Raw genomic sequence first — 22,611 nt, 5'->3', positions numbered from 1 at the left:
AACGGTAGAATATCGGTTCGCCGTCATCAAACCACATCGCTGACGAGCCCTCGTCGTCACACCAGACTACTATACCGGAGCCGTTGACTTCGGAGACAAAGGCAATAGGGGCAGGCCAGAAGACAGCACCGGTGCCGATCCTGGATTCCCATTCCGCTATCTCAGATTTCGCAGCTAACCATGCAACGCCCTTTGTAAGATCTGATGCCTGTTCTGTAACCTGAGGGACAAGTATAAGAGAAGTATCACTGTTTCCCAGTACAGGGCGTAAATTTAGCGTCAATGCATCGCGGATACTGCCCTTTTTTCCGAAAGGGAATGAGAATGGATAGGATACAAGTGTTTTAAACGGAATGAGGACTATGGGAGTCTCATTGGAGACATAAGGCTCCGTTCTTACATTTTCAATAGATGACAGCGGATAGATACGGAATTTTCTCACGACCTTTGGACGGTCGTGAGATTTCAAATTGGGATCCATCTCTTTCTCCGCTCCTCTGTTCAGCCACATGCCGGTCTATTCCTCCCAACGCACGATCCTGCAGAAAGATCCGCTGCGCTGCAGTATTATTCTGTAGTTACGCTCCCGTTTTGCGCCATCTGAAACCCTCATGCTCAAACGAAAAAACATGCTCTCAAATCCGAGTATATTTGCCAGCTTTGTGACTGCAGCATCCGAAAAACCAGGGACTTTCCTTAGATCTTCCAGACTCCTCATCGGAGAGAGCATTCTTGCGGCGACAAGGTTCCTTGCCCTCTCAAGTCCGATCCTTTCGTCCAGTACGGCAATGACCTCCGCCGGTGCCACATTTATATTTATCTTCTCTTTGCCGTAAACGGTAACGTACATTCCCAATCCGCCGGAGTTATTATCTGTTCCCCACAGTATACCATTGTTCATTTCGGTAAGGAGTTTAAATTCCGTCAGGTCTGAGACAAGCCTGTCTATGTTCGCTTCACGCTCGCTGCCTCCAAGCTTCTGCCTGTTGTCGCTGTCCATGAAGTCAAGCACAATTGTTCCAAGTTCAGGTTTATTGAGATATTCCCATATTCTCTTCCAGGCTGACTCATATTCGGTACGGACTGTAACTCCGTCCGGCAGGAATAATCCCGGTATCGGTATTTTATCATCCAGAGGCCGGATATTTACGCCTATATCAAAATCTCCGAGCTTTATTTTAATTATCCCGCCCGGCATATATTGAAGTTCAGTATAGCTGTCATAACCGTTTTTGTCTTCTCCGATCCTTGCTGCTATGATCGAACAGGCTATATCAGCCGCACTGCGGGCCTGAAGGATGAACCGGGCGGATTCCACACGCCGCATCTCATTTCTGGCATACCAAGCAAATGCTGTCGCGGCAGTCAGCAGAAGCGTGACTGAAAGCAGGACCGATATTAGTATAAACCCGGCGTTAGTGGCGTATAGCCGGGAACCACTCTTCATAGACATGCTTCTTTCCCTTTATTGTGATCCCAATTTTCAATGCCTCAGGAACGGATCCTTCATAGTCTTGGACCCAGTCGGTTCCGGACCATACTGATATCCGCATCCCTTCTGCATCCGGCAGGACCATCCTGCCATCTTCGGCTTTCAGCTTGTCGGAGTCAAACTTTATCGGATCCTCTGAGGAAGTGATCAACGAGCGGGAGGCCGCGATAAGGCCTTTTGAGAAAAGCTCCCCTGATAAATTGGGATCCGACTTCACACCCTCCAGTATCCATCTGTAAAGTCCGCCTTTCTTATTGTCTAAAGCAGAACCGGTCAGCACTCTGTAGACGACGAGAGAGACAATGCCACCCTCCCGCACAGGTGATGCAGACCATATCAGAAGTCTGTCGTCTTCCTGGACTGTAAGTCCGCCATTGTGTATTGTACGCAAAGGAGCAAAGGATGGATTTTCAACGGCGCCGCGCACATCAGCGAATATATTTTCAACTGCGGCACGTTCTTTTATGCGCGCCCCCCACTGTTTTTGCGTATCTTTCAGTGATTCTACCGTAAAAACCAGAGGAGCAAGCGCCGTTGCAGCTATTATTCCAACAAGCGCTACGGCCAGCATTATCTCTATAAGGGTAAACCCCGGGTATATGCGCTTTTTCATCAGGGAGCAGATTTGCCCCCCGGGGATATCTGGAATCTGTCCGGACTCAGATACGGAACAAGCAAACGCAGTAAACTCTGGTTGCCAGTCTGCTGTGCAAGACTCACCAGCTCCATGAGCTGTTTTGCCTTAGGCCTGATCGTGAAGGATTTATAAAGCTGATCTATGCCCCTGTCCAAGTCTTCCGGCCTGTTTGTAGCCCTGGCTATGGCAAGCAAATGGTAGGCATATTGTTCCTCTGCGTCATCCCGCGTCATCGGAAACCTTTTTGCCTTGCCTATCAAATATCCCTGAAGCTCGGCATCGTTAGTCATGGCAGCTCTTTTCAGGTACTGATCCCCGCAAAGTCCGGACCACAGGAAGACAATTCCCGCACAGGCTGTTGCTGCAATAAAGAAGCCAACTGCCCTGTATACCGACGAGTGCCTGATCTCGGACCATTTGTAGCTTAGAGGCAGTATATCCCTGTTTGCCATTGCGAAAGCGAATGAAAGCCACAGCGCATCCTCTATCCTGTGGAAGGGCCTGCTGAATATGGCGTCAAACCATATAAGGAAAAGCATTGAACATGCCCAGACTGCTTCTGATGAAAGTTTTTTTCTGTGGATCATAGCCTTGGCAAGGTTCCATATCCACCATATTCCGGTCAGCAAAAGCAGAAGACCGCCAAATATGCCAAATTCCGCAAGCCACTGGATATATTCGTTGTGCGCCCAATAGGTGTACTGCCATTTTGTTTTCGGGTATTTCTGCAGGACTATGCGCTGTCCGTCAAGGTAGTGCCACTTAAACTGCCCTATGCCGACTCCCTGAAGCGGCTGTGACTTGAATACAGCCCAGCTTGTCCTCCATATATCTGTGCGGTTCCCAAATGTTGACGTATTCTCCAACATGTCGGATATTTTACTTACAAGGTCGGAAGAACGCCCGATGCCGGCAATTTTACCTGCGGCAAGCGTCACGAAGAACATTATGAGAATAACGGACAGGATCTGCGCCACCCTTTTCAGCATAGATCTATCCTGTGTTCTCAATACTATCAGACCAAGCGCCGCGGTTCCGACAAGAAGGGACAAGATGCCGCCGCGCGTCGTAGAGTTCCAGAGCCCCCATGCATTTACGGCAAGCAAAAACAAGTTTGCCGACTGCATCCAGAATTTCCTGCCCCCATGCCCTTCCTCACTCCCAAAGGCTACATGCAGATATATTCCGTTCATAAGCGCCATGGCCATCCAGAGCCCGAACATCTCCTGCTGTCCTGTGTTGCCGATGTAGTTGCCTGGGACATTCATTATGAATGGGAATGGCCCGTTGAGGCCTCGAATGAGGAGTTCGGCAAAGACGACGTTTATCGCCGCGTTGATATTTGCGGACCAGAGTATAACTTTATGAAAGCCGCTGTCGCGGAAGAGATTGAATGTGAATATATAAGCCGCTGCGAGGGTCGCGAAGAAGAACCATTCCTTCATGTATGTCGACTTCGAAGAGATGTCGACCCACAAAGGCTGGGCTGATATATAGCCCAGCATCAGCAGCCATATGAGTCCGAAGAGGTCCAGCTTGAACGGGATGCGTCCCGGTCCGAAGAGGAACAGCCTCGCACCGCCGACCAGAGAGATCAGCGCTATAGGCACCATAGCGAATACCCATTTCATGATGTGAAGCGTGTCAAACCATCCTGTGCCGGAAAAGACGAGATTGGGCAGCGCAAGTGAGATAAAAATCAGACAGTAAAAAAACACTTCCGGAACAAGCGGCTTAGGATCCCTGTTTTGGGAGAAACCCTCACCTGATCCGCCGGTGTGCGCCTTTGTATCGATCTTTTGATCATTTTTCGCTGAAGGTCCCTTTGCCATCGGAAGGTCTCCTTTGTAAAAACTGTGCGTCTTCTTCAATAAAGATCATCCTGCCTTGTTTTCATTCCATTTTTAAAAAACAATGTTACACGCTAATAGCCTCTGATCTTATCCTCAAAGCGCGCATACTCCCTGAAAAAGATAAGCTCGACTTTGCCGGTCGGCCCGTTCCTGTTCTTTGAAACTATGACCTCCGACGTCGGGTCGACGGACTCACCCTCCTGTGCATAATATGCCTCACGATACAGAAATATTACCATGTCTGCATCCTGCTCTATAGCACCGCTGTCGCGAAGGTCGGATAGCTGCGGTTTCTTGCTGCCGCCGCGTTTCTCAACATCACGTGAAAGCTGTGAAAGCGCCAGCACAGGAACCTTGAACTCACGTGCGATCGCCTTCAATGCACGGGATATCTCTGAGACTTCCTGCTGACGGTTCTCACTCTTTCGTGCGATATTCATCAACTGAAGATAATCAAGCACAACGAGACCCTTTCCGGGTTTCTGCCTGGCAAAGAAACGCCGGCACCTTCCGCGCAGATCCAGCGTGCTAAGCGTTGAGCTGTCATCAATATAGATAGGGCTTTTAGCCAGCCTTTCTGCAGCGCGCGACAGAGAGTTCCATTGTTCGTTCTGAAGGTTCTTCGACTCAAAAATCTGCCTGAGGTTTACCCTCGACTCAGAGGAGAGCATGCGCTGCGCTATCTGTTCCGCAGACATTTCAAGGCTGAAAATCAGAATGGGGACATCCTCCTGAAGAGCCGCATGCTGTGCAACGTTAAGCGCAAATGCTGTTTTTCCCATAGACGGCCTGGCTGCAAGGATATATAGCCCACCGGGCTGAAGTCCGCCAGACATTTTGTCGAAATCCTTGAACCCTGTCGGTACGCCTGTAATCGTAAGCCCTTCAAGGAGACGTTTTTCTATGCCGGATATAGCTGATTTTACGACTTCATTAGCACGCCTTACATTTGACGAACGTCCTGATCTGGCTATCTCAAAGACCCTCTGCTCTGCGGTTTCAAGTGCCTCGTCAATTGCAAGTTCATCCGAGAACCCCATCTTAGCGATATCGTTTCCGACTGTTATAAGACTGCGGTGCACCGACTTATCCCTGACAATCCCGACGTGATATTCAACATTGGCGGTAGTAGTCACGGCATCGAGCAGCGCGGCTATAAACGGGAGGCCGCCGATGCGCTCCTCAAGCCCTAGCCTGCTGACCTCTTCCCTGAACGTAAGCGAATCGACGGCCATGTTTTTTTCTGCCATCCTCGCAATGATCTCAAACGCGCTGCGATGCCTCGGATCATAAAAGTCTTCGGCAATAAGGCTTTCTGTGACGATCAGCAGGGCATCCCTTTCAAGCAGGCACGCACCAAGAACGGAACGTTCTGCCTCAAGATTGAACGGTGGGATCCTGTCCGCGCCGGTGCCTGTGTTCAAAGTTACTCCGACTCCACTTTAAGTGTCATTTGAACTTCTACGCCGGTGTAAAGTCTTACCTTAAAAAGATAGCTGCCAGTTTGCTTTACCTGGTCATCAAGCCTGATATCCTTCTTATCAACAGATATACCATACTGGGAAGAGACGGCCTCGGCAATCTGGGCCGTTGTCACACTCCCGAAGAGCTTGCCCCCTTCTCCTGCGTTTACCTTGATCACGATCACCTTCCCGCTCAGCTTCTTCTTTGCTTCCTCAGCCAGACTCAGTTTTTTATCGTCCTTTACTTTCTGTGCCTTCGTGCGTTCCTGCATTTCACGAATCTTACCGGGGGTCGCCTCTTCGGCAAGCCCGCGCGCGATAAGGTAGTTGCGGCCATAGCCATCGGAGACCTCCAGGAGTTCACCCTTGCGGCCTATCTTATTTACATCCTGCTTAAGAATAATTTTCATTCTCTATTTCCTCCTTATACGATTTCGTAAATCGTACCAGATATCGAATATGCCGACCATTGATAAAATATATGAGACTGGCGGGAAAAATAGACAGAAGACGGCTATGACCGTCTTAAGCGCGCGATGGATACCCCTTCGTGTCATATAGTACCAGCACAGCGATATCCCTTCGACCATAAATATCCCGCGAAGCACCTCCATGAGGTTTGCCGAGATTACAACGAACACCCTGTTATCAGGGAATGATTTGCTCGCAAAGTCCAATATAAGCGCGGCAAGCAGCGCCCAGAAAATATTTTTGGGAAAACGCCATATTCCGAACGGAGGCAGTTTTACAAGTTTTTCAGAGCCAAGTTTCTTTAGAACAAACGAGACAACGGCGTAAGTCGCAAACGTATCGACAGCGGAGAAAAGTATGAGCATCGACGGCATGAGCAGCGAGACTGTCTCTACCATTGCCGAGGCATAACCCTGTATAGCTGTCTGCGACGGGCTCAGCCCGCTTCCTGACAAAGCGGAAGATATACTGTTGACCACGCCAACGGCAGTCTCCGGTGTCATTGCAAACGGATTTACGCCGGTAATTCTGGTAAATACGATCATCAATATTACTTTTACGGTTATAGATGCCGTAAGCGCGGCCAGTATAAAATCTATACCGTTCTTCGCCTTTTTAGATATCACACCGAAAGCAATACCTATCAGTCCGAAGGTAAAGACATACATAAAAGCCGGGACCGGACCGGAGATCACATATACTATGACAGAACCAAGAAGTGCGCCTGTCAGCGCCTCCTTTAAGCCCTGTCTCCGGAGCAGCAGCATAAACGGCGCAGGCGCAACAAGCACAACCAGAGGCGCCGCAAGGGCGACCAAGATCCCGACTGTAAACATGAGCACACTGAGAAGTATCCAGAAGATCCACTCGAAAATTATTTTGCTCCTCACACGTCAACCCCCGACCATATGGATAAAAAAAGTAAAAAAAGAGAGAGCCGGAACGGCCCTCCCTCCATTATAACAGTTATGCCTGAAAAATTTAATCGGATGTGAAAGGCAGCAGCGCTATGATCCTTGCGCGTTTGATCGCTCTCGTAAGCTGGCGCTGATGCTTCGCACAAGTGCCGGTCACACGGCGCGGAACTATCTTGCCGCGCTCGGTTATGTATTTCTTGAGTTTTTCAATTTCTTTGTAATCGACATGCGCAATTTTTTCGACACAGAAATGACAAACCTTTGGCCGACGCTTGCGGCGTTTGCGGTTGAATGCATTCTCCATTTAAGACTACACCTCTTCCTAGAACGGTATCTCCACGTCTCCCGGCCCCTCAGAGCCGCTGATCTCGGAAAAATCGAGGGGGAATTCATCTTCGAATCCCTCTTCTTCGCGCAGGCTGCCCATATCTCCGCCCAATACCGCATCCGACATCTGCTGTTTTGGATGGTTCTGCTGCACTGCGGCGTGTGAAGAAGAATAATCTGAAGTTCCCTCGTCTTCCCTGCGGCCTGAGCCCAGAAGAACGATGTTTTCTGCAACGACTTCCGTAACCCAGCGGTGCTGCCCTGTCTTAACATCGTCGAAATCGCGGACGCTTATGCGCCCTTCGACTAGTACCGGCCGCCCCTTCTTCAGATAGCGCTCACAGATATCTGCAGAAAATCCCCAAGCCACTACGCTGACGAAGTCAGTATGGTTCTGGAGCTCGCCGGTCGCCTTGTTCTTCCATTGGCGGCCGATTGCAACTGTTATGCGCGCAACCTTCTGTTTGCTGGGTGTAAACCTTACATCAGGATCTTTCGCGAGGTTGCCCATCAGGACAACTCTGTTATAGCCCCTTGACATAACGGCCTACTTCTCGTCCAGGTTAACGACCATGTGCCGTATCACCTGGGTTTTGAGACTCAGAAGACGTTCCATTTCCTTGACCTGCGCGGGGTCGAGCTTGAACGTATAAAGAACGTAAAAGCCCTCGAGCTGTTTTTCGATGGGATAAGCAAAACGTTTCCTGCCCCAGAGGTCCACCTTCTCAACCTCTGCACCCAAACCGCGCGCGACCTCGGCTAATTCCTCGGATACCATCTTATGATCCTCAAGATCCGCCTGAAGAATAACTACCATTTCGTAAGATCGCACGTACTTCACCTCCTCCCTTTGGACTTTGGTCTCTTCCGTACGAAGAGACAGGGACATGCAACTGCGTACTATAACACCTATTAATATCTAGTGCAATACTTCGCCGGACGTTATCTCAATCTTATAAATTTTTTCTCCGGACTGCACAAGGTTGAACTGCTCTCTCGCAAGTCTGGCTATACCTTCCGGGGTGCTGTAATAATCTATCTTGTGATGAAGCTCCTGCTCTTTTCTCTCTTCCGCCACAAGCTCTTCCATCCTTTTGTCAAGCACTTCGGAAAGGTTGTTTACCCTCTCTATCTCCTTGAAAAAGGACGTGAGCAGTACCGCTATAAGAAACGTTACCATCGCAGTAAAAATTATCCACCGCAGTCTGGGGGCCGTCATCTGATATAGAGCACAGAGCGTCTGCAGCGCCTACATCTTCTCGGGAGCAGTGACTCCAAGCAGCCCGAGGACGTTTTTAAGCGTGATCCTTGTCGCTTCAGTCAGCAGCAGGCGAGCCTTCATAACCGGCTCATCCACACCCAACATCCGCTGGCTGTTGTAGAAAGCATGGAACGCTTCGGCAAGTTCGGTAGCATAATAGGCGATGCGGTGAGGCGCCAATTCCCCTGCGGCCCTCGCGACCTCCTCAGGAAGGCGCGATATAGCCTTGGCAAGGTTTATCTCCGTGGGATCAGACAACAGAGATACATCGAGCTCATCCATGGAAGGGATCCCTATGCCGCGTTCCGAAAGCTCACGGTAGATGCTGCATATACGGGCATGCGCATACTGAACGTAAAAGACCGGGTTCTCAGACGTAGCCTTTTTTGCCAGCTCAAGGTCGAAGTCCAGAGTGCTGTCGCAGCGCCTCATGACAAAGAAGAACCTTGTTGCATCTACTCCTACCTCGTCAATAATCTCCCTGAGCGTGATTATAGTTCCCGCGCGCTTCGACATCTGTACCGGCTTGCCGTCGCGCAACAGATTCACCATCTGTATCAGCAGGACTTCAAGCGCGTCATCCGGATAACCGAATGCCTTGTTTACAGATTTGATGCGCGGTACATATCCATGATGGTCCGCACCCCAGACATAGATGAGTTTTTCAAAGTTTCTGTCATATTTATTCTTGAGGTATGCGACATCAGATGTGAAATATGTCGGCATGCCGTTGGTGCGTATAAGGACACGGTCTTTGTCGTCACCGAAGAGTGTAGAACGGAACCAGAGAGCCCCGTCCTGCTCATAGGCGTAATCTCTCTTCTTAAGCGTTTCCATGGCAGGATCGACCATCTTATTGTCGTAAAGCGACTGCTCCGAGAACCAGACATCAAATGTAACGCCAAAGTCCTCGAGGTCTTTTTTTATCATATCGATGACGATCTTGCCTGTCTCGACTGAAAAAAACTCCAGCGTCTCATCAAGCGGCTTATCAGCAAGAGTAGCTCCATACTTTTCCACGAATATCTGCGCTATGTCGGCCATGTATTCTCCGTGATAGCCGTCCTCAGGCATCTGCGCTTCATCGCCGCGGCCTAAAGCCTCAAAATAGCGCGATTGGGCAGACTTGCCGAGCAGCTCCATCTGAAGTCCTGCGTCGTTTATGTAATATTCGCGCTCAACTTCCCAACCTGCAAAGTCAAGTATCGATGCGGTTATGTCACCTACGGCCGCCCCGCGGCCATGCCCCATGTGAAGCGGTCCGGTCGGGTTCGCGCTGACGAATTCCACCTGCACCCTGCGTCCCTTGCCGTCATTTACCTTTCCGTAGTTCTCGTCAGCCGTTATTGCAGATCTGATAGTTTCCGTTATCCAGACCGGAGACAGAGAGAAGTTCATAAAACCAGGTCCCGCCACCTCGGCTTTATCCACTATGCCGCCCTTGGGCAGCCTGTCGATTATAGCTGCGGCAAAATCCCTTGGGTTGATGCCAAAGGACTTTGCCAGCTGCATCGCGACATTGGTCGCCCAGTCGCCATGTCCTGCCTGTCTGGGACGCTCCAGACGCACCATAAACCCATCAGGCACCTCACAGCCTATCTCTGCAGCTGCCGAATGCACAGCGTCTTCTACTGCCTGCTTGAGTTCCTCCGTTATGTTCTGCAATTCAAAACACCCCTTTTATGTATAAAAAAATTATTTTCTGAACGGCAAATCCAGAACCGGCCATCTCAGACAGGCGTCCAGCTCTTCCTTAAGCAGCGCGGCAAGCCCTGAATCAACTTTTGTCAATTTAACTGTCCAGGTGCTGTCGGCAAGGAGCTGAGCCTTCTTAGGCCAGTAAATTATTGATTCTTTCAATATGGCCTTGGACCCCTCTCCAAGTTTTTTTACGGGCGGCACTTGAATGAGTTTATACCCACGCGGCATTTTCATACGAACTTTCTGATCTACGGTGAACGGAAAACGGAGAATATAGTCCGAGTTCCTGCCGATCATCTCGCCCACCCTTACCGGTATCCCTCCTGGAAGGCGGAGCAGGAGATTGCCGTTATGCACGATCCCAGGCACACATTTTACGCGAAAGTCAAGTTTATAACCTGTACTCGTAGGCGTGACGGATGTCGGAGTCAGCTCCATGCCTGGGATGGCAAAATCCACCTTGCCGCGCAGAAATCCGCCCAGCCCCTCCTGTGAGGGTATATGCCCGCCGGACATAAGTTCTGTCCATCCGCCGCTTACGTTTATGGAGAGAGTCCCGTCCGCACCACCCGCATCGTTTAGGTCCAGTATCCATAGAAACGCCAGCCTGTGGTCAGAAGCGCTTCCTGAATCTACACTCCTATGCTCGTATTCGCCATTTTTCAAACGATAGAGGTGCGACCCTGCTATGGCCGGAGATGTCATTCCAAAGTCGGAGGTCTGTCCTGCCTGATAAAAGTAGCTCTTGCCACCCGTTGCTGCAAGTTCAAGCACAGGAGATATCCAGATGCTCGATGTTGCAGGGCTGTCCTTGTCAAGCTCTTCGGCGGCCTGCCACCAGACGTAAGACTGCCAGCCGAGTTTTTTAAGCCATTTGTTGAGTATCAGCGTCTGTTCCCATGGAGTCCACGGTCCCCCCGCAGGGATCTGTTCCGTAGACCTCACCCATCCTCTGGGATAGCCTGCAAGCGTCCTGGAAGGGGCTGATATCCACTCCATAAGCTTGATGCCTGTTTTTGCCTTGTCGCCCTTTACAGCAAAGTTCGGCAGCGGTATGGAGGGTATCATTTTTGCTACTTCATCCATTGCACTCAGGCTCTGTGTTATTCCCTTCCGGGAACTGAATGAGAGGCTGGGTCTCTTATATACGACAAAACCTTCGCCATGCCACGGCTCCTGGTTCATTATTGTCCATTTATAACTCTGCACGCCGCCGGATTTGCCTATCACGGGATCTTTGACGTCCCGTGCGATCCAGTAAAGCTCACGCCCCTCGGGTAGCTCGACAAGAAGGTTCTGTTCCCATATAGGAAGCGGACCTGCCATTGCGATCGTCTCATCCACACCATATCTTTTTGATCTGGTCTCCCTTTCAACGAGGACAACGGCACGTCCCACGGCTTCATCAGGAGTCTTTATGACTTTAACTAAAGCACCTCCGTTAAGTCTCTCTTCCTCGATCCTGAGGGTCCCCTCTTTAAGGCCGGTCATCGGGTTGTACCAGGCTGCTTCATCTATTGTGAGCGTACCGTCGGAAGGGACAGGGATCTTTATCTCCTTCCATGGATCAGGTATCCTCTCGCCCATCATTACTATGGTGTTTCGGGTGTTTTCCATAGTTCCGTCCGCAAGCATCCTGTATGTGTTGTCACGCAGCCATACCAGGGCATCCATTCCTGCGAATCCGTCGAGTGACGGGGCTTCCCTGTTGAGTCTGCGGACCTCAGCTGAACTGTCCAGCGCAAAAGATGCGGACGAACCAAGAATGAGGATCAGTACGGCAATACCAAAAACTGCGATTTTCCTGATGCAAACTCTCATAAAAAAACCTCCATGTCTATCTGCCGCAACACTGTTTATATTTTTTCCCGCTGCCGCATGGGCACGGGTCGTTACGACCGACCTTCCGAACATTCACTATCGGCTGCGTCTTCTGAGCCGTTGCAAACGCCCCGGGATTCTCCTCATCATCGCCATAGTTCATCGCTGACGGCATCTCAAGGGCATCGCGGTTTTCCACCCAGCGGCTTCTTTTGTTTTCCTGCTCCCTGTTTACAACGGAGACCTTAAGAGCAAATTCCGTTATTCCCTCGCGAACCTGCACAAGCATGTTCTGGAAGAGGTTAAAGGACTCAAACTGATATTCTATAAGCGGATCCTTCTGACCTATCGCACGCAGACCTATTCCGCGCCTGAGCTCATCCATGGCAAGCAGATGTTCCTTCCAGTTAGTATCCAGCACTTCAAGCAGGATATAACGGTATATCTCCCGAGATACTTCAGGTCCCAGTGTAGCAGTCTTCTGATCGAAACGCTCCCGTATCTCAGCAAGCAGTTTAGGAGCCGCTTCTTCAAGTTCGGATTCCATCTGCACATGCTCTATGTGTCTCGATATGCCGGGCCAGAACAGAGCATTGAGCCTCACGCATACGGACTGAAGGTCAGGCTCTCCCGAACCGGATTTGCTGTCTGCAAAAATCCTGTCGAGCTGAGCTTTGGCTGTGTCCTCGAGGATGCAGAGGGTCCTCCCGATTATATCCTCGTCTTCAAGTATCTCGTTTCTCTCCCTGTAGATGGCTTCCCGCTGCTGGTTCATTACATTGTCATAGGCCAGGAGTTGCTTGCGTATATCAAAATGCATTTCCTCGACTTTTTTCTGTGCGTTCTCTATAGCTCTCGACAGAAGGGGATGCTCTATGCACTCTCCCTCCTCCATGCCCAGTTTTTCCATTATGGACTGGACACGTTCTCCGCCGAAGAGACGGATAAGGTCATCCTCAAGGGATATGTAGAAACGGCTCTCTCCCGGGTCCCCCTGGCGGCCGGAACGTCCTCGCAGCTGATTGTCGATACGCCGCGACTCATGGCGCTCTGTCCCGATTATGCGCAGCCCTCCGGCCTTGATGACCTTTTCATGCTCCTCTGCGCATATCCTGCGCGACTCTTCAAGTGCGCCTGCATAGGTGGCCGGGTCTTTTTTCGGATCAATACCTCGCTTAGTCATTTCTTCACGTGCAAGAAACTCCGGATTGCCGCCCAGTACAATATCGGTCCCGCGTCCAGCCATATTCGTCGCGACTGTAACGGCTCCGAACCTTCCTGCCTGAGCTACTATCGATGCTTCTTTATCGTGTACCTTGGCGTTCAGCACATTGTGCGGGATCTTGCGCGCGCGCAGGAGCCTGCTTACATACTCGGAGTGATCTATGGACGTTGTGCCCAGCAGAACAGGCTGACCAATATTGTGAAACTTAACGACTTCATCAGCCGCGGCGTTATATTTTTCAACAGCAGTCCTATAAATTGAGTCCGGATTGTCTTTTCTGATCATAGGCATGTGCGTCGGAACGACTATGACCTCAAGTCCATATATTTCCTTGAATTCCTCCGCCTCTGTAAGCGCCGTCCCGGTCATACCGGCCAGCTTTTCGTACATGCGGAAATAATTCTGGATCGTGATCGTAGCAAGCGTCTGGTTTTCCCGCCCGACCTTCACACGTTCCTTCGCCTCGATAGCCTGATGCAGTCCGTCCGAGTAGCGACGGCCTATCATAAGGCGACCTGTAAATTCGTCCACAATTATAATCTCCCCGTCCTTGACGACATAGTGGACATCTCGCTGGAAGAGATGGTGTGCCTTGAGCGCCTGGACTATCTTATGCGAGAGAGATGAATTTGCAAAATCGGTGAAAAGATTGGGCAGATTCATGATACGTTCAGCCTTGGATATTCCGGATTCCGTCAGCGCAAGGTTGCGCTCCTTCTCTTCGACCTCGAAGTCGGTCCCTTTTACGAGCTCCCTCGCTACGCGGTCAGCAACGCGGTATGGTTCTGTGTCGTCTTCTGACGGCCCTGAGATTATAAGAGGTGTCCTTGCCTCATCTATCAGAATTGAGTCGACCTCGTCGACTATGCAGTAAAAATGACCGCGCTGGACCTGCTGTTCCTTCTGTATCGCCAGATTGTCGCGCAGGTAATCAAAACCAAATTCGCTGTTAGTCCCGTAAGTGATATCCTTACGGTAAGCCTCAAAACGGTCCTCCTGGCTCATGAACGGGGTTATGACTCCTACAGAGAGCCCCATGCCCTGATAAACAGGTCCCATCCATTCGGCGTCGCGTGATGCGAGGTAATCGTTGACAGTTATTAAATGGACGCCCTTGCCGGCTATCGCGTTGAGCGCAACCGCAAGAGTTGCCACAAGGGTCTTGCCTTCACCCGTCTTCATCTCGGCTATCTTGCCTTCATGAAGTGCAATGCCGCCGATCAGCTGTTCCTTAAAGTGACGAAGCCCGAGTGTTCGAAGCGAAACCTCGCGCACCCGCGCAAAAACTTCTGGAAGTATGTCATCAATAGACTCGCCATTGTCTAAGCGCTCTTTAAAAAACGCCATTGACCCCGCAAGTTCTTCATTTGAAAGTTTTTGTACTTCCGGTTCAAATGAATCTATTATTGCCGCTTTTTCTTCGTAACGTGCTATAGCCCTGTCATTAGGGTCAAGCCCCAGCGCCTTTATAACTCCGCTGAAAAGTCCCACAAATTACTCCACCTTTCGAACAGCACAAAACAACCTGCTGCGCTTACATGCGCTTCCATATAATAATATATTTTGTGATTATATCCTCAATGTGCTCTCGCAGTCAAAGCAATATGGCTTATACACATCACAACAATTACATGGAGTTCTCAGGAAAAGCCCCGCCGCACAGGACAAAAAAAATATATCCTACACCGGATCATCCAATTCGGACCTTCGGATGAATGACCATATATCAAGCCGGTGTTTTAAGCCGCAATCAGGAGTCTGAGTCCTATTGCCCTGCCATCATGAGTGCAAAGACCTTAGCTTCGTTAGCCAGATGTCCTATCTCTGCATATTCGTTCGGCATATGCGCGACATCCGCCTCCTGGCACCATACGACAGCAGGAATGCCTGCCCTGCGGAAGTATGCGGCACAAGTACCTCCTCCGACTCCGCCTACGATCGGCTTTGACGGCAGCACCTGCATGAGCGCGTCGCGAAGCAGCAGGACTATAGGAGCATCGGCGGGCGTCGGGACAGGAGCCTGTTCATTCTGCATAAAACGGTAAGACACCTTAACTCCGCGTTTGTCATGTATCTTTTTGACCTCAGCGTCAATCACCTTGAAAACCGCTTCAAGAGGTATGTTCGGCAGGACCCTGCAGTCAAAGCAAAAAACTTCCCTGCCCGGCACTGTGTTGATGTTTGAGACATTCGCATTACGCCGCGTCGGCTCAAACGTTGAGACAGGAGGGATGAAAATTTTATCCGTGTCGGGAAATGCATTATGCAAAGCTGCGTCAAGAGACACTGAAAATTCGTTGGCTGCGCGGCATGCGTTGTTACCCTGTTCAGGACGGCTTGCATGCACCTGCTCTCCCTCGATCTCAAATTCTATCCAGCATATGCTCTTCTCGGCAACTTCAATAAAATCTCCGGCCTCACTGCCGCCATCCGGCACTATGATAAGGTCGTCCGGTCTGAACAGATCCTGTTTTATAAGGTACTGTATACCGTGGACGCTTCCGACTTCTTCGTCGGCTACGAAACATAGGCATATCTCGTATTGCGGTGTTATGCCAAGCTGTTTGAGCGCGACTGCCGCATAGAGCGACGAGACTAATTCCTGGCAGTTGTCATTAGTGCCGCGTCCGTAAATTTTTCCGTCCTTCACAACCGCCTGGAAGGGATCTGTATGCCATAGAGAACGGTCACCTTCCGGGACAACATCCATGTGCGTGACGATCCAGAGCCGCTTATTTGTCCTGCCGGGGATCCTGACTATGATATTCGGGCGCACACCGTTCCTTGCGGCGGGGTCTTCTGAATTGTGCACCTCGATCTTGCCTAAGCCAAGCTCTTCGAGCTTTTTGATTATAAATTGTGCCTTGCTGTACTCGCCGTCGCCCCCATCCAGCGGAGAGACAGCAGGGATCGCCACAAGCCCGGAAAGCAGTGAGACCATTTCAGGCACAAGGGACTCTGCTGCTTTAAAAATTTTTTCTTTCAACTATATAACCTCCCTATATTCTGTTTACAAACATTAAGATCCCGTACATGCAGTTTAGCCTGCATTCAGTAAAGCAGGTCAATGCACTTGATGAGGTAGTCTCCGCCGGACCATATAGTGAGGAACATCGCTATCCACATTACAACCATACCGCCTGGCAGGTTGAATATAAGCAGGATAATCCCGATGATCTGGCTTACGGTCTTGAGTTTGCCTCCGCGTGACGCGGCGATGACAATGCCCTCCGAAGCCGCGACCATACGAAGTCCTGTGACTATGAACTCGCGTGAGATAATGACTACGACCATCCACGCCGGCACACGATGCAGATCAACGAGCGCGACAAGCACCGCCACGACCATTATCTTATCGGCCAGAGGATCAATGAATTTCCCGAGGTTTGTAACTATCCCTTTCTTTCTGGCTATATAACCATCTGCAGCATCTGTCAGCGAAGCGATAATAAAGACAAGCCCGGCAAGAAGATCCCCGATGCTGACCCCTTCGATGAATCCGAACTGCGTGCGCAGAGTCAGGAAGACCATCACAACAGGAACAAGAAATACCCTGGATATACTGAGCATATTGGGCACATTGAGTACAGACATGACCGTTTCTCCTCCGTCGGACGAAAAATAGAATTTTCCCAGACACTTGTGTAATTCTATACTACTATCGCGTCTTTTGACAGAGGTTCGTCCGGAATAAGAAAAACAATTGTACAACGGAGGCCTGACGTGCAATAGGGACAAGTTGCACTTATTATGCCGCGCTCCAAAAAACGGAGTCCAGACTTAGATCTGGACCCCGTAAATTCGTTTCAGGCTTTAATTCTTTCAAAATAACATTGCCGCGACAGCGATTTATCCTCCGAGATATGCCGCTATAACCCTTGGATCCTTCAAAAGATCCGGCCCTTTCCCTTCGAGCGATATTGTGCCCACCTCAAGGACATAGGCATAGTCCGCGACTTTAAGCGCTCCAAAAGCGTTCTGTTCTACAAGCAAAACTGTTTTGCCCTCTTTGTTTATCTCCATGATGATATTGAAGACTTCTTCTACAAGCAGCGGTGCCAGTCCAAGTGAAGGTTCGTCCATCATTATCAGTTCAGGATCGCTCATGAGTGCCCTGGCCAGCGCCAGCATCTGCTGCTCTCCGCCTGAGAGTGTCCCGCCCAGTTGCCACGAGCGCTCCCTCAGCCTTGGGAAAAGGTTGAAAGATTTTTCTATTGAGGATTCAAGTCCTCCCTTGTCCTTGCGCGTATAGCCGCCAAGCCTCAGGTTCTCAAGCACTGTGAGCTGCGGGAATATACGGCGGCCTTCCGGGCATAGCGCTATTCCGGCCTCCAGTATCTGTTCGGGCTGGAGCCGCATTATATCCCGACCCTTCCATGTTATCATGCCGGCCTTGGTCTTGACCAAACCGGCGACGGATCTGAGTGTGCTGCTTTTACCGGCTCCGTTGGCTCCGATAAGAGTCACTATCCTGCCCATAGGAACTTCCATCGATATGCCGCGTATAGCCTGTATGCCTCCGTATCGCACGGTAAGGTCCTCAATTTTCAACATAAGCTGCGGCCTCCTTCCCAAGGTAGGCTTCTATAACCCTTGGATTAGAGCGGATCTCCGCCGGGGTCCCTTCCGCGATCATAAGACCGTAGTCAAGCACCCTGATCCACTCGGAGATACCCATGACAACCTTCATGTCGTGTTCTATCAGGAATATGGTGAGATGGAATCTGTCCCTTATCTGCCGGATAAAGTCCATAAGTTCCTGACTCTCCTGGGGGTTCATGCCCGCCGCAGGCTCATCAAGCAAAAGCAGTTTTGGCTCCGTAGCAAGAGCTCTGGCTATCTCAAGCCTTCTCTGCGCACCATAGGGAAGCCCTGTCGCGATTTCTGACGCAAGATGGGCAAGTCCTAGAGAGTCCAGCAGACTCATAGATTTCTCCCGTATCTCGCGCTCCTCGCGCCGGAAGCCGGGCAGCATCAGAGGAGCCGCCCACCACGGCGATTTCTGCCTTACCCAGCAGGCAGTCATGACATTCTGGAGAACTGTGCCGCCGGCAAAGAGACGTATATTCTGGAACGTGCGGGCTATGCCGGCCTTACAGACTTCATGCGGCTTCATTCCCGTTATGTCCATGCCCATAAAGAGGACCCTCCCCTCAGTGGGCTTGTAGAATCCGGTTATTATGTTGAAGCAGGTAGTTTTGCCCGCCCCGTTAGGACCTATAAGGCTTGATATCGTCCCATCCTCGATGGTGATATTAAAACCTCCCACTGCAGTAAGACCTCCGAATCTGATTGATACATCCTCTGTCCTGAGGACTGCGTCTGACATCTAGGCGTCCCCCTTCCGGCTGAAACGCTTTGTTATGCTGTTCCAGTTGAACTCATAGCCGCCTATGATGCCCTCTCTGCGGTAAAGTATTATGAAGAGAAGCACCACGGAGAAGATGACCATCCTCATTCCGGGGATACCGACAAGGACAAACGATCCTATAGTTATCGTGTCCTCGACAAAGCGCAGCCATTCCAGCAGCACGGTTATGACAACAGCCCCAGCCATTGAGCCTGTTATTGACCCCAGTCCCCCCATAACTACGATCATCAGGATATTAAAAGTGAGCTGAAAGTTGAACATCTTAGGGTCGATCGTAGTGATAAGGCTGCCCATGAGCGCGCCCCCCACTCCTGCAAAAAAAGCCCCTACGGAGAACGATATCGCCTTGCATTTAAACGTATTTATCCCCATGGCCTTGGCTGCGATCTCATCGTCCCTTATCGCGCGCAGGCAGTTGCCGAAGTTGCTCGACAGCAGTTTGACTATCACATAGAACGTAAGGACACACCAGAAATAGTTCCAGCCAAGGTTTGCGTAGTTGGGGATCCCTTTCAGTCCAAGCGCGCCGTTAGTGATCGGCGTCAGGTTTGTAAACACTACCCTGATGATCTCCGCAAAACCCAGGGTCGCAATACCAAGATAATCCCCGCCCAGGCGAAGGACCGGAAGCGCGATAAGAAGTCCCAGCAGCGCGGCGACAAGACCTCCCGCAAGCACAGAGATGAAGAAGGGTGCGTGCATGACTGAGAACGGCCAGATTATAGGTTCAAGGATGTACATCATTTCCTTCTGAGCCGCAGGCAGGATCAGTATCGCGCTCACGTATGCGCCTATAGCCATGAAACCTGCATGGCCCAGAGAGAACATCCCCGTAAAACCGTAAATCAGGTTCAGGCTGAGGGCAAGGATTGCGTTGACAGCGATGAGGTTGAGTACCTGTATTTTGTAGCCGTCCAGATTTCCCTGAGCCCACCAGAGGAACGCTGCAAGGACTGCGAGCAGAAAAATATTTGATCCTATTTTTTTCGACTTGTTCATTATATTTTGTCCTCAAGCTTTTCGCCCATAAGGCCGGTAGGTTTTACAAACAAAATCAAGATAAGAAGCACAAACGCGAACGCGTCCCTGTAGCCGGAGAGAGCCGGGAAAAATGCGATTATCATGATTTCCATGAAACCCAGGATAAGTCCTCCGATCATAGCCCCCTGAACTGAGCCTATACCGCCGAAGACAGCTGCGATGAAAGCCTTAAACCCGGGGAATACTCCCATAAACGGATGGATCTGCGGGTAGCGGAGAGCCCACATAATGCCAGCTGCAGCCGCAAGCCCGGAACCTATGGCAAACGTCAGGGCGATTATCCTGTCAACCTTGACCCCCATGAGACGGGTCGTCTCAATATCCCTCGATATAGCTCTCATTGCAAGTCCGGGAGGTGTCTTATAGAGCACCCACAACAGACCAGCTACGAGGATAAATGAAATCGCAGGCACAAAAATGGCCAGAGGCAGTATGCGGATGTTGCCGAACTGCATGACCGTTACAAGCATTTCAAGCCTGGGCATAGGTTTAGGTACTCCGGAAAAGAGTACAAGGCTAATATTTTCGATGAAGAAGGATACTCCTATCGCACTTATAAGAGCAGAAATCCTCGGCGCATCACGAAGCGGCCTGTATGCGATGCGGTCAACCATAACCCCTAATGCGGCCGTGGCAGCAATTGACAGAATAACTGCCAACACCCACGGCAGATGGAAAAGTGTTATCCCAAAAAAGACAAAATAGGCGCTGATCATGAAAATATCGCCGTGAGCAAAATTAATGAGCCTCAGGATGCCGTAGACCATCGTATAGCCTATTGCGATGAGCCCGTAAAGGCTGCCCAGAGTCAGCGCATTGAAAGAGTGCTGGATGAACATGTCCAGAGTCATGAGAATTCCCCTCGTTCCTGAAAGGGGGGGAGGGACAGCGCCCCTCCCCTTCAATTTTGGAGTTTAAACCAGATAATTCTTATTTGGGCTCGACAACTGTAAGGAATATACGTTTGCCGTTTTTGATCTGCATTATACCGACAGACTTCTCGGCATCGTGTGATGCGTTGATTGTCGTGTTGCCGGTCACGCCGGCAAAGTTCTTAGTGGCGGCCAGCGCTGCGGTGATTTTTTCCGGGTTGTCGCTCTTTGCGCGCTTAATGGCATCCAGAATGAGCATATAACTGTCATATCCGCATGCCGTAAGTGCGTTTGGCTCTTTTCCAGGGAATGCCTTTCTCCAGTTCTCTGTGAACTTTTTCGCAATAGGACTCATATTGGGCATCTCGGGTGCATATGCAAATGTCGTGTAGCTGAACCCTTCAACTGAATCTCCGCCAATCTTTACGATCTCAGGGTTGTCCATCGCATCGCCGCCGAGGATCTTAAACTTCGCACCGAGTTCCCTTGCCTGGCGCATGATGATCGCGCCCTCGGCAAAGTTCGCCGGTATGTAGAGGATGTCCGGCTTTTTGCTTATGATTTCCGTAAGCTGTGCAGTAAAATCCTGGTCGCCCTTCTGATAGTTGAGCTTTGCAACTATTTTGCCGCCGCGCTTAGTGAAGCTGCGCTCAAAGAAGGAAGCAAGGCCCACGCTGTAGTCCTCTGTAACTTCGATGAGGCACGCCGCTGTCTTGGCTTTCAGTTCCTGTCTGGCAAACTCAGCCGCACCCGAACCCTGGAATGGGTCTATAAAGCAGACACGGAAGACATATTTCTTGCCCTGCGTCACAAGCGGGTTAGTGCAGGAGGTCCCGACCATAGGGATATGGGCTTTCTCGGCAACATCGCCGCCGGCCATAGCAAGCGATGATCCATAGGTCCCGATGATTGCGTTTACCTTCTCTTTTTCAATGAGTCTCTTGACCGCATTGGCCGCCTCAACTTTGTCGCTCTTGTTGTCTACAAAGATGATCTCAACCTTCTTGCCCAGCACTGTAGGAGCTTCTTTGTTTGCAAGTTTCACACCATCAAGCTCAAGTTGCCCGCCGATCGCATTTCCTCCGGTTACCGGAAGATACACTCCGATTCTGACCGTATCCGCGGCCATAGCCATTCCGGCCGTCAAAAGAACGATACAAAAAGCCACTGCGATTTTCTTTCCCAACTTCACTGCAGAACACCTTCTTCTTCTCTGGATTTTTAATACAGGCAATTTATGAAACTTCATAAATGTGGCTATGATTATAGCGTATAGAACTGCCAATTTCATCATGAAATTTTTCAAAATATCATTTTTACCTGTCATTTGAAGAATATTTGAAACATACACAGAAAAAACCCCATAGCAGCAGAGGACCATGGATTAGAATATGCGGAACAGACCGCGGCGGAACGCTGATATTGGCAAAACCCCGGACAAACAGGTAATTTTCAGTTCCACCGATCTTTACCCTCTTACGGAGATCCCGGGCAGTATACCCCTGACTGTTTCGGCGCTTACCGGAGGGTGATCGAGATATGCCGCGTCAAGACAGTTGACGGGACGGAAACACTGGACGATCCAATGCGCGTCATCGTTGAGGCTTTTGCGTATGGATATAAGGTCCTCCTGTGTAAGAAGCTGAGCAACATAGGTAGTTCTGAATTCATAAGAAGGGGCAAATTCACGGACGAAAGATATGCTCTTTTCTATAGCTTCCACCGGGACTTCGACGCCTGTCACCCTTTTAAGGGCATCCCCGTCAAACGGTGCTTTTACATCCATAGCGACACAGTCGACCAGTTTTTCTTTTAAAACTTCAAAAAGTACGTCCGGAAATGAGCCGTTAGTGTCAAGCTTGACAGAAAGCCCCATCTTTTTCAGCTCATGCAGCAAATGCATCAGGCCGCTCCAAAGGCAAGGTTCTCCTCCGCTCACCACAACACCGTCAAGAAACTTCCGGCGGCGCTCTATGTCCGCAATTATTTCCGTTATCGGGACAGGTTCCGCAGTTTCTAATACCAGATCGCTGTTATGACACCACGGACAACGGAAGTTGCAGCCCAACGTGAATATAACGGCGGCAACATGCCCGTCCCAATCCAAAAAAGATGCGGGAAGATATCCTCCCGCGCAACAGTCCTTCGATATATCCATC

Annotated in this window: 22 protein-coding genes; all 22 read right to left on the bottom strand. The window is 50.4% G+C overall.

Annotated features, from left to right (window positions below; genetic code table 11):
- Positions 1-511, bottom strand: a 511-nt coding sequence (locus LLF78_00960) for a hypothetical protein (GenBank protein MCE5201072.1), incomplete at its 3' end; no start/stop codon positions are given.
- Between the two features lie 6 nt (positions 512-517).
- Complete coding sequence (locus tag LLF78_00955) at positions 518-1,453, bottom strand: general secretion pathway protein GspK (protein ID MCE5201071.1); 936 nt, start codon at positions 1,451-1,453, stop codon at positions 518-520.
- On the bottom strand, positions 1,416-2,105 hold the full coding sequence (locus LLF78_00950; GenBank protein MCE5201070.1) for a type II secretion system GspH family protein: 690 nt from the start codon (positions 2,103-2,105) through the stop codon (positions 1,416-1,418). The genes LLF78_00955 and LLF78_00950 overlap by 38 nt, the downstream gene beginning before the upstream one ends.
- Complete coding sequence (locus LLF78_00945; protein MCE5201069.1) at positions 2,105-4,000, bottom strand: O-antigen ligase family protein; 1,896 nt, start codon at positions 3,998-4,000, stop codon at positions 2,105-2,107. Before LLF78_00945 ends, LLF78_00950 begins: the two co-directional genes overlap by 1 nt.
- Positions 4,001-4,053: 53 nt before the next feature.
- Positions 4,054-5,406, bottom strand: coding sequence for a replicative DNA helicase (dnaB, locus tag LLF78_00940; protein ID MCE5201068.1), 1,353 nt, complete (start codon positions 5,404-5,406; stop codon positions 4,054-4,056).
- Positions 5,407-5,408: 2 nt separating this feature from the next.
- Entirely contained in the window at positions 5,409-5,855 is a 447-nt protein-coding gene (rplI, locus tag LLF78_00935) for a 50S ribosomal protein L9 (protein MCE5201067.1), read from the bottom strand.
- Positions 5,856-5,858: 3 nt separating this feature from the next.
- A complete protein-coding gene (locus LLF78_00930) occupies positions 5,859-6,806 on the bottom strand; it encodes a YybS family protein (GenBank protein ID MCE5201066.1) in 948 nt (315 codons plus the stop codon).
- Between the two features lie 91 nt (positions 6,807-6,897).
- Complete coding sequence (gene rpsR, locus LLF78_00925) at positions 6,898-7,137, bottom strand: 30S ribosomal protein S18 (protein MCE5201065.1); 240 nt, start codon at positions 7,135-7,137, stop codon at positions 6,898-6,900.
- A gap of 18 nt (positions 7,138-7,155) precedes the next feature.
- Positions 7,156-7,701, bottom strand: coding sequence for a single-stranded DNA-binding protein (gene ssb / locus LLF78_00920; GenBank protein MCE5201064.1), 546 nt, complete (start codon positions 7,699-7,701; stop codon positions 7,156-7,158).
- A 6-nt stretch (positions 7,702-7,707) separates the two neighbouring features.
- A complete protein-coding gene (gene rpsF, locus LLF78_00915; protein MCE5201063.1) occupies positions 7,708-7,992 on the bottom strand; it encodes a 30S ribosomal protein S6 in 285 nt (94 codons plus the stop codon).
- A gap of 87 nt (positions 7,993-8,079) precedes the next feature.
- Positions 8,080-8,340 (bottom strand): septum formation initiator family protein, encoded by a 261-nt coding sequence (locus LLF78_00910; GenBank protein ID MCE5201062.1) that lies wholly within the window; start codon positions 8,338-8,340, stop codon positions 8,080-8,082.
- Positions 8,341-8,409: 69 nt separating this feature from the next.
- A complete protein-coding gene (gene argS / locus LLF78_00905) occupies positions 8,410-10,086 on the bottom strand; it encodes an arginine--tRNA ligase (GenBank protein MCE5201061.1) in 1,677 nt (558 codons plus the stop codon).
- Between the two features lie 30 nt (positions 10,087-10,116).
- Positions 10,117-11,943: a hypothetical protein gene (locus tag LLF78_00900; GenBank protein MCE5201060.1), complete on the bottom strand. Its 1,827-nt coding sequence runs from the start codon at positions 11,941-11,943 to the stop codon at positions 10,117-10,119.
- Between the two features lie 16 nt (positions 11,944-11,959).
- Positions 11,960-14,659, bottom strand: coding sequence for a preprotein translocase subunit SecA (gene secA / locus LLF78_00895; GenBank protein MCE5201059.1), 2,700 nt, complete (start codon positions 14,657-14,659; stop codon positions 11,960-11,962).
- Positions 14,660-14,933: 274 nt separating this feature from the next.
- On the bottom strand, positions 14,934-16,154 hold the full coding sequence (locus LLF78_00890; GenBank protein MCE5201058.1) for a M20 family metallo-hydrolase: 1,221 nt from the start codon (positions 16,152-16,154) through the stop codon (positions 14,934-14,936).
- Between the two features lie 65 nt (positions 16,155-16,219).
- Complete coding sequence (gene pgsA, locus LLF78_00885; GenBank protein ID MCE5201057.1) at positions 16,220-16,762, bottom strand: CDP-diacylglycerol--glycerol-3-phosphate 3-phosphatidyltransferase; 543 nt, start codon at positions 16,760-16,762, stop codon at positions 16,220-16,222.
- A 255-nt stretch (positions 16,763-17,017) separates the two neighbouring features.
- Positions 17,018-17,722, bottom strand: coding sequence for an ABC transporter ATP-binding protein (locus LLF78_00880; protein MCE5201056.1), 705 nt, complete (start codon positions 17,720-17,722; stop codon positions 17,018-17,020).
- Positions 17,709-18,497, bottom strand: a complete 789-nt coding sequence (locus LLF78_00875; GenBank protein ID MCE5201055.1) for an ABC transporter ATP-binding protein — start codon at positions 18,495-18,497, stop codon at positions 17,709-17,711. Before LLF78_00875 ends, LLF78_00880 begins: the two co-directional genes overlap by 14 nt.
- On the bottom strand, positions 18,498-19,538 hold the full coding sequence (locus LLF78_00870; protein ID MCE5201054.1) for a branched-chain amino acid ABC transporter permease: 1,041 nt from the start codon (positions 19,536-19,538) through the stop codon (positions 18,498-18,500).
- A complete protein-coding gene (locus LLF78_00865) occupies positions 19,538-20,431 on the bottom strand; it encodes a branched-chain amino acid ABC transporter permease (protein ID MCE5201053.1) in 894 nt (297 codons plus the stop codon). The genes LLF78_00870 and LLF78_00865 overlap by 1 nt, the downstream gene beginning before the upstream one ends.
- A gap of 79 nt (positions 20,432-20,510) precedes the next feature.
- Entirely contained in the window at positions 20,511-21,587 is a 1,077-nt protein-coding gene (locus LLF78_00860) for an ABC transporter substrate-binding protein (protein ID MCE5201052.1), read from the bottom strand.
- Positions 21,588-21,920: 333 nt separating this feature from the next.
- Positions 21,921-22,610 carry an anaerobic ribonucleoside-triphosphate reductase activating protein gene (locus LLF78_00855; GenBank protein MCE5201051.1) on the bottom strand — a complete coding sequence of 230 codons (690 nt, stop codon included), beginning with the start codon at positions 22,608-22,610 and terminating at the stop codon, positions 21,921-21,923.
- Position 22,611 lies beyond the last annotated feature (1 nt).

The organism is Synergistaceae bacterium, assembly GCA_021372895.1.
Classification (GTDB): domain Bacteria; phylum Synergistota; class Synergistia; order Synergistales; family Synergistaceae; genus JAJFTP01.
This window is presented reverse-complemented; position numbering and strand designations above follow the sequence as displayed.

Bases quoted from the DNA above. Each gene is read 5' to 3' on its own strand.
- LLF78_00955 (MCE5201071.1), bottom strand. From the start codon at position 1,453: ATGTCTATGAAGAGTGGTTCCCGGCTATACGCCACTAACGCCGGGTTT.
- LLF78_00950 (MCE5201070.1), bottom strand. From the start codon at position 2,105: ATGAAAAAGCGCATATACCCGGGGTTTACCCTTATAGAGATAATGCTG.
- rplI (MCE5201067.1), bottom strand. From the start codon at position 5,855: ATGAAAATTATTCTTAAGCAGGATGTAAATAAGATAGGCCGCAAGGGT.
- rpsR (MCE5201065.1), bottom strand. From the start codon at position 7,137: ATGGAGAATGCATTCAACCGCAAACGCCGCAAGCGTCGGCCAAAGGTT.
- ssb (MCE5201064.1), bottom strand. From the start codon at position 7,701: ATGTCAAGGGGCTATAACAGAGTTGTCCTGATGGGCAACCTCGCGAAA.
- LLF78_00910 (MCE5201062.1), bottom strand. From the start codon at position 8,340: ATGGTAACGTTTCTTATAGCGGTACTGCTCACGTCCTTTTTCAAGGAG.
- LLF78_00900 (MCE5201060.1), bottom strand. From the start codon at position 11,943: ATGAGAGTTTGCATCAGGAAAATCGCAGTTTTTGGTATTGCCGTACTG.
- pgsA (MCE5201057.1), bottom strand. From the start codon at position 16,762: ATGTCTGTACTCAATGTGCCCAATATGCTCAGTATATCCAGGGTATTT.
- LLF78_00880 (MCE5201056.1), bottom strand. From the start codon at position 17,722: ATGTTGAAAATTGAGGACCTTACCGTGCGATACGGAGGCATACAGGCT.
- LLF78_00875 (MCE5201055.1), bottom strand. From the start codon at position 18,497: ATGTCAGACGCAGTCCTCAGGACAGAGGATGTATCAATCAGATTCGGA.
- LLF78_00870 (MCE5201054.1), bottom strand. From the start codon at position 19,538: ATGAACAAGTCGAAAAAAATAGGATCAAATATTTTTCTGCTCGCAGTC.
- LLF78_00865 (MCE5201053.1), bottom strand. From the start codon at position 20,431: ATGACTCTGGACATGTTCATCCAGCACTCTTTCAATGCGCTGACTCTG.
- LLF78_00860 (MCE5201052.1), bottom strand. From the start codon at position 21,587: ATGGCTATGGCCGCGGATACGGTCAGAATCGGAGTGTATCTTCCGGTA.
- LLF78_00855 (MCE5201051.1), bottom strand. From the start codon at position 22,610: ATGGATATATCGAAGGACTGTTGCGCGGGAGGATATCTTCCCGCATCT.